Consider the following 6167-nt stretch of genomic DNA (forward strand, 5'->3'; position numbering starts at 1 on the left):
CCAGGATGCATCGCTCCTTTCTGGGAGTTCGCGGCGGGCAAACTCCGGGGTAGTCCCGCGGCCGCCGCAGAGCGGCCGCGGGCTGCTTTCCGTTATTTAAGGACGCGCTCGCCTTTCTCAACGTCGTAGTAGTCCGCGAGATTTTCCAGCGTCACGATGTCGCTGTTGAAATAGACGAGTTTTTCCGCTTCCACGATCTCGCCGGTGCGGATGTAGTTGATCCCGCGTTCGAAGAGGTCTGTCATCAGCGTCACGAGACCCAGGTCCACGGTGGCGTAGAAGGTGCCGCCCTCAGCGATCGCGCGCAGCTCCTCGAGCGAGCCGTCGTTGGTGATGACGCCCACGCCGTCGGTGATGCCCGCGGCCTTGTACGCCTCATAGACGCCCAGCGCCGTGTTGGCGCTGTCGGTGGCGAGGACGGCGCGCACGTCGTCGTACCCGCTGATGAGCGCCTCGCCGATCGCCACACCCGCGGTGTTGCCGCTGCCGCCGTAGGAGACGACGTCAAAGACCACGACGTTGGCCTCCGGGAGTTTTTCTTTGATCCGCTCGATCGCAAGATTGGTTCGGGTCACGCTGTACTCGGTGCCGGTCGCGCAGATGACGACGATGGTGTCGGTGGGGGCGCTGTCGAGTTTTTCAAAGCATTGCACCGCGGCGTCGCCCAGCGTGTATCCGATCCCTTCCATGTCGGCCATCAGCGTGTAGACGCTGCCGTCCACGAAGTTGTCATAGGCGACGATCGTGATACCTTTTTCCAACGCTTTGTTGCAGACGTCACGGATCGTATCATAGCCGGTCCAGTTCTGTACATAGATCATATCCACATCGGCGGCGATGAAATTCTCTATTCCCTGCACGCACGCCTCGGCGGAGAGATTGCAGTCCCAGGTGATAAGCTCGACATCCATCTCCGCGGCCGCCTGTTGAATGTTGTTGATGGCTTCGACAAACGCGGAGGCGCCCATCCAGTCAAGGACGATGCCGCATTTGAGATGCCCCTCCTTCGGGATTCCGTTCTCCGCCGGAACGCTCTCCGGCGCCTTCGGGCCCGAGGACGCGGCGGGAGCCGGGGCGGCGGCGCTCTGGCCGCAAGCCGCTAAGGCGGCGATCATACAGACGCTCAGGAACATTGCTAACAACTTTTTCATTTCATCTCTCCTCCATGGATTTTCGTGTCCGTATTCGAATGGCAAAGGTCGCTCAACCACCTCCCGGGCGCAGCGGGCCGCGCCGTTGTTTTGAGGCTCCGTCAGAATAAGCCCTTGAGAGACTGGTACAAATCCAGATAACGCGCATAGCCGGACCGGTATGCCTCGCCGGTTTCCGGGTCAGGCAGGTACTCCCGCCGGATCGGGTTTGTCTGCTCAAGCAGGGAGACGACGCCGGCCTCTCCGTATTTGGGCAGGAGACTGAGGGCGGCGGCCCCGATGGAAGTCGTCTCGGAGCAGGTGAGCTCATAGGCGTTCAGCCCCAGCACATCGGCCTTAATCTGGTTCCAGACGCTGCTGCGGCTTCCGCCCCCGCAGCAGTGGAGCCGGGAGGGCGCGCCTCCTCCGAGGGCGGCGATCATCTCGATGTTTTCCCGGAGCATGTAGGCGACCGATTCAAGGATGCTTCTGACGAAGTCGGCCCGTGTATTTTCGAGCCCGACGCCAAAAAAAACGCCCCGTGCAGCCGGGTTAAACTGCGGTTGTAAAGTTCCGTTGAAATAGGGCAGCGTCAAAACGCCGTTCGAGAGGGGCGGGCTCTGCTCCGCCAGCTCGTCGAGCAGGCGGTAGACCGGCAGGCCGCGCTCCTTCGCCAAAGACTGCTCAGCCGCGCAGAATTGATCCTTAAACCACTTGAGCGCCATACCGCCCGTCATGCAGATGGGCAGGTAGAGGTACTTGCCGGGCAGCGCGTGTTTATAGACTGTGACATGCTTGTCGGCGCACAGGCTCTCCTTCCCGCAGGTGGCTGCGATCGCCAGGACGGTGCCCGTCGTCTCCGTGATGATGCCGTCCGCCACGTTGCCCGCGCCGAGCGTGGAGGCAATCTGGTCCATTGCCGCGGTCACAACGAGCGCGCGGGGCGAAAGACCCAGCTCGGCGGCCACCGAGGGCAGGACCGTACCCGCTTCCTCCCCACAGTCGAGCGTTTCGGGGAGTTTGCCGGGGTCGAGGCCGAGCGCCTCGAGCAGTTCGGTCCACAGCGCGTCGTGGTAGATATCGTAGTAGCCGGTCGTCGACATGACGCTTTTTTCACTGACAAACCGGCCGGTCAGCCGCAGGATCAGGTAATCTTCCACGAGCAGGAAGCGGCTTGCCGCCGTGTAAAGATTGGGGGCATGCTTCTTGATCCACAGGAGCTTGCTGATGGGACAGGTCGCATTGCAGTCCGCAATCCCGGTGCGCCGGTACAGCTCGTCAGCGCCGGCTTCACGAGAGACGATTCCGGCCTCCGCCTCTGCCCGCGTGTCCAGCCACACGATCGCGTTTCCAAGGGCGCGGCCCCCGGCGTCCACCGGGATCAGCGTCTCGCCCTGCGTGGTGAAGGTCAGCCGCTCGATCTCCCCCGCGTGGATTCCCGCCTGTTCGCAGACGGCTGCCAGACCGCGGCGGAAATAGGTCCAATAGGTCTCCGGATCCAGTTCGACGCGGCCGTCCGGATAGGACCGGATGCTGTATTCTCCGGTGGCCGAGGCCAGAGGGCGCAGCTGCAGATCAAACAGCGTGGATTTGATGGACGTCGTGCCGACGTCCGTCACAAGCAGACAGCTCATGGAAGTCCTCCCGTCGCGGTGTTGAAAAGGGTGAATTCTGTTTTGAATATAACGGGGCAGAAATTGTTTGTCAAGGAATAATTGAACGAATTTTTCATATTTTGAAATATTTTGTCGAAAATTCCAAGCAATAACTACAATATATGTCACTATCTACAATATTTTTTGAAATCTGTTGACGGATATTTTCATTTTAGTTATGATATCGGTAAAGAAAGGCCGGACGGCCGCAAGGAGGAAATCACATGAAAATTTCCTGTACGAATACGATGGTCCCCGGCGGGACGCTGACGGAGAAAGCGCAGAACCTGCGCCGATGCGGGTTTGACGGCATCTCCGTCTTTGAGGAGATTACGGACTGGACGCCGAAAAAAGAGGAGGAGCTATTGACGCTGGAGGCGCGCACCGGCGTCCGCGTCTGTGAATTCTGCTTTTCAGGCGCGGACTACGGCCAGCTCATGAGCCCCGATCCCGCCGTTGCGGCGCGGTCAAAGGCGATCTACCGGCGCGCGATCGAGGTGTGCAACCAGTTGGGCGCGGTGTCCGAGATGGAATACCAGTACGCGCCGCGCACGCCGGTTCCGCTGCTGGACCCCTATCTCAAAATGGAGCGCGAGGAGCAAAAGCGCTTTCAAGCGATCTACGCGGAGCTTGCCGGAGAGCTGGAGGGCAGCGCCCTGCTGCTGCTCGAACCGATCAACCGGTATGAGTCGCCCTATCTCAACTGCATAGAAGATAACGCCGAAATCGTCGAGGAGGTGGGGCTTCCGGGTACCGGCCTGCTCTTCGACACCTTCCACATGTCCATCGAGCAGGCGGACCTGTGCGCCGCCTTCGAGAGGTTTGCGCCCCTCATCCGGCACGTACACCTGGGCGACAACAACCGCCTTTTGCCCGGAAAAGGGTGCCTGCCATGGAAAAAGATGTTTGCAACTATGGGGAAAGCTGGATATAATGGTTATGTGAATTTGGAATGTGCGATATTGGGGGACCGCGTGCTCGATCAGTTGGAAGAGGAAGCCGCGTTTCTCAAATCGTTCGTCTGAATTGCCGCACGGGACAAAAAATTTATCCGAAATATGGTGCGCTATGGGAAAGATCAGTCAAAGGTATATCGAATTCGCCGCGCTGCTTGAAGAAGCCGGCAAACTGGAGCTTCAGGAAATCCAAGCGCGGTTCGGTGTGTCCGAATCGACCGCCCGCAGGATGTGCATCGAGGCGGAACGGGACGGTTTGGGCATCCGCGTCCAAGGCGGCGGCCTGCAGTCGCTGCGGCATGTTCCTTCTCACCCGGAGTATTCCTACGAGGTGCAGACGGTGGAGCATGTCCCCGAAAAGGCCGCGATCGGAAAATACGCCAGCAGCCTGGTGGAATCCAACGAGATTATTTTTGTTTCAGGCGGAACCACGACCCAGCAATTCATGAAGAACCTCGTCCGGCGGCTTGCGGACGGGGAAATCGAAAATGTCACCATCATGACAAATTCCCTGCTGATCATCGAGATGGCGGAGGATTTTATGCCGGTCATTCTGACAGGCGGTCAGTTCCGAAAGCGGCGGCGCGACGTGGCGGGGCACATCTCCGAGTCCGCGATCAGGGGCGCGCGTTTCGACAGGAGCTATATTGGCGTCGACGGCGTGGAACTGACCGACGGGCTGATTGCGTCGGATAACGAAACGGGCAATATGGACCGGCTCGTTACGGCGCGGTCCGATAAGGTGTATATCCTGGCGGACCACAGTAAGTTTATGTCAAAATCTTACATAAGCTATGAGCATTTTTTCCCCAAGCATGTCATTATCACCGATTCGCTCCTGGACAGCTACTACATCAATCTGGCCAAAGAGGTCGGCGTCTCTCTGCAGCTGGTCGACGTCGACGAATCCGGCGCAGATCATCTTTCCGTTGGGTGAATGCGGCAGCCGTGTAATCTGCCGAACAAGCCGCCCCGGGCTTTTGCCCGGAGCGGCCTGTTTCCCTGCCTCACGGTAAATCGACAGGCGTCCTCCTCCGGCAAAGCGCCCCGAACCAAAAAACGCGCGCGGAACCAGATATTTTTGCGCATCTTTCCGCTTGACATCGGCGGCGTTTGGCATTACGCTGTTACGGTACGGAACGAACCGGCAAAACGGAGGCAACCATATGGCAATGCAACTGAACAAGCAGCTGCCGCTGCCCGCGGATCTCAAGGCGGAATACCCGCTCTCCCGGGAGATCACCGGGGTCAAGGCGCGGCGCGACGCGGAAATCCGCGATATCTTCACCGGGCGTTCGGACAAGTTCGTCGTCATCGTCGGGCCCTGCTCGGCCGACAACGAGGACGCGGTCTGCGACTATGTGTCGCGGCTGGCTTCCCTCAACGACAGGCTTTCCGACCGTCTCATGCTCATCCCCCGCATCTACACGAACAAGCCCCGCACCACCGGCGAGGGCTACAAGGGTATGCTCCACCAGCCCGAGCCGGACAAGGCGCCCGACCTGCTGGCGGGCATCATCGCCATCCGGCGGATGCACACCCGGGCGATCATGGAAAGCGGACTCACCTCCGCCGACGAGATGCTCTACCCGGAAAACCGCAGCTACCTCGACGACCTGCTCTCCTACGAGGCGGTCGGCGCGCGTTCGGTGGAAAACCAGCAGCACCGCCTGACCGCGAGCGGGATGGACATCCCCGTGGGGATGAAGAACCCGACGAGCGGCGATTTCGTTGTGACGCTCAATTCGGTTTTCGCCGCGCAGCATCCCCACAACTTCATCTACCGCGGCTGCGACGTCACCACCGGCGGCAACGACCTCGCGCATGTCATCCTGCGCGGCGGCGTGGACAAGTACGGCACCACGATCCCCAACTACCACTACGAGGACCTTGTGCGCCTCATGGAGATGTACGGCGAGCGCAGCCTCCAAAATCCCGCCGTGATCGTGGATGTCAACCACTCCAATTCGAACAAGCAGTATAAGGAGCAGATCCGCATCGTCAGCGAGGTGCTCCACAGCCGCAATTACAATCCCGACCTCAAAAAGCTCGTCAAGGGCGTGATGATCGAAAGCTACCTCGAGGAGGGCTGCCAGAAGATCGGCGGGACGCACATCTATGGCAAGTCGATCACCGATCCCTGCCTCGGCTGGGCCGACACTGAAAAGCTCCTCTATAAAATCGCCGAAAACTGCTGAAACGGCGGAAGGGGGCCCCCCAAGACCGGCGCCCGAGAGCGTGTTTTTTTAAGAAAAGCACCAAATAAGGAAAATAAACAAAAAAAAAAAACCAAAAAAACCGCAAAGAAGGCAAAAAGCGAGCAACCCAAAAGGCTCTATAATCACAAACGTAATGAAGAACAGCGCCATTCTCTTATACACAAAACCCAGCCCACCAGACAACAACCCCCAACACCAAACCCCACA

6 protein-coding genes are annotated in these 6167 nt (G+C 59.1%); 3 read left to right on the forward strand and 3 right to left on the reverse strand.

What is annotated here, in order from left to right:
* Positions 1 to 92 precede the first annotated feature (92 nt).
* Positions 93 to 1151, reverse strand: a complete 1059-nt coding sequence (locus RCI06_RS04730) for a substrate-binding domain-containing protein (protein ID WP_101552643.1) — start codon at positions 1149 to 1151, stop codon at positions 93 to 95.
* A gap of 101 nt (positions 1152 to 1252) precedes the next feature.
* Positions 1253 to 2764: an FGGY-family carbohydrate kinase gene (locus tag RCI06_RS04735; protein ID WP_306574678.1), complete on the reverse strand. Its 1512-nt coding sequence runs from the start codon at positions 2762 to 2764 to the stop codon at positions 1253 to 1255.
* Positions 2765 to 3009: 245 nt separating this feature from the next.
* Here RCI06_RS04735 and RCI06_RS04740 point away from each other — a divergent pair, with 245 nt between their 5' ends.
* From RCI06_RS04740 to RCI06_RS04750, 3 genes are all read left to right on the forward strand, one after another.
* Complete coding sequence (locus RCI06_RS04740) at positions 3010 to 3810, forward strand: sugar phosphate isomerase/epimerase (protein WP_306574680.1); 801 nt, start codon at positions 3010 to 3012, stop codon at positions 3808 to 3810.
* 43 nt (positions 3811 to 3853) lie between these two features.
* Entirely contained in the window at positions 3854 to 4678 is an 825-nt protein-coding gene (locus RCI06_RS04745; RefSeq protein ID WP_306574683.1) for a DeoR/GlpR family DNA-binding transcription regulator, read from the forward strand.
* A gap of 229 nt (positions 4679 to 4907) precedes the next feature.
* Positions 4908 to 5939, forward strand: coding sequence for a 3-deoxy-7-phosphoheptulonate synthase (locus RCI06_RS04750; protein ID WP_121586650.1), 1032 nt, complete (start codon positions 4908 to 4910; stop codon positions 5937 to 5939).
* 48 nt (positions 5940 to 5987) lie between these two features.
* Here RCI06_RS04750 and RCI06_RS04755 read toward each other — a convergent pair.
* Positions 5988 to 6167 (reverse strand): hypothetical protein (locus RCI06_RS04755; protein WP_306574686.1); only part of this gene is annotated, 180 nt, incomplete at its 5' end.

Source organism: Anaerotruncus massiliensis (ex Togo et al. 2026), assembly GCF_030825285.1.
In the GTDB taxonomy this organism is placed as follows: Bacteria; Bacillota; Clostridia; order Oscillospirales; family Ruminococcaceae; genus Anaerotruncus; species Anaerotruncus massiliensis.

Coding starts and splice junctions, on each gene's coding strand:
- RCI06_RS04730 (WP_101552643.1), bottom strand. CDS start 1,151: ATGAAAAAGTTGTTAGCAATGTTCCTGAGCGTCTGTATGATCGCCGCC.
- RCI06_RS04735 (WP_306574678.1), bottom strand. CDS start 2,764: ATGAGCTGTCTGCTTGTGACGGACGTCGGCACGACGTCCATCAAATCC.
- RCI06_RS04740 (WP_306574680.1), top strand. CDS start 3,010: ATGAAAATTTCCTGTACGAATACGATGGTCCCCGGCGGGACGCTGACG.
- RCI06_RS04745 (WP_306574683.1), top strand. CDS start 3,854: ATGGGAAAGATCAGTCAAAGGTATATCGAATTCGCCGCGCTGCTTGAA.
- RCI06_RS04750 (WP_121586650.1), top strand. CDS start 4,908: ATGGCAATGCAACTGAACAAGCAGCTGCCGCTGCCCGCGGATCTCAAG.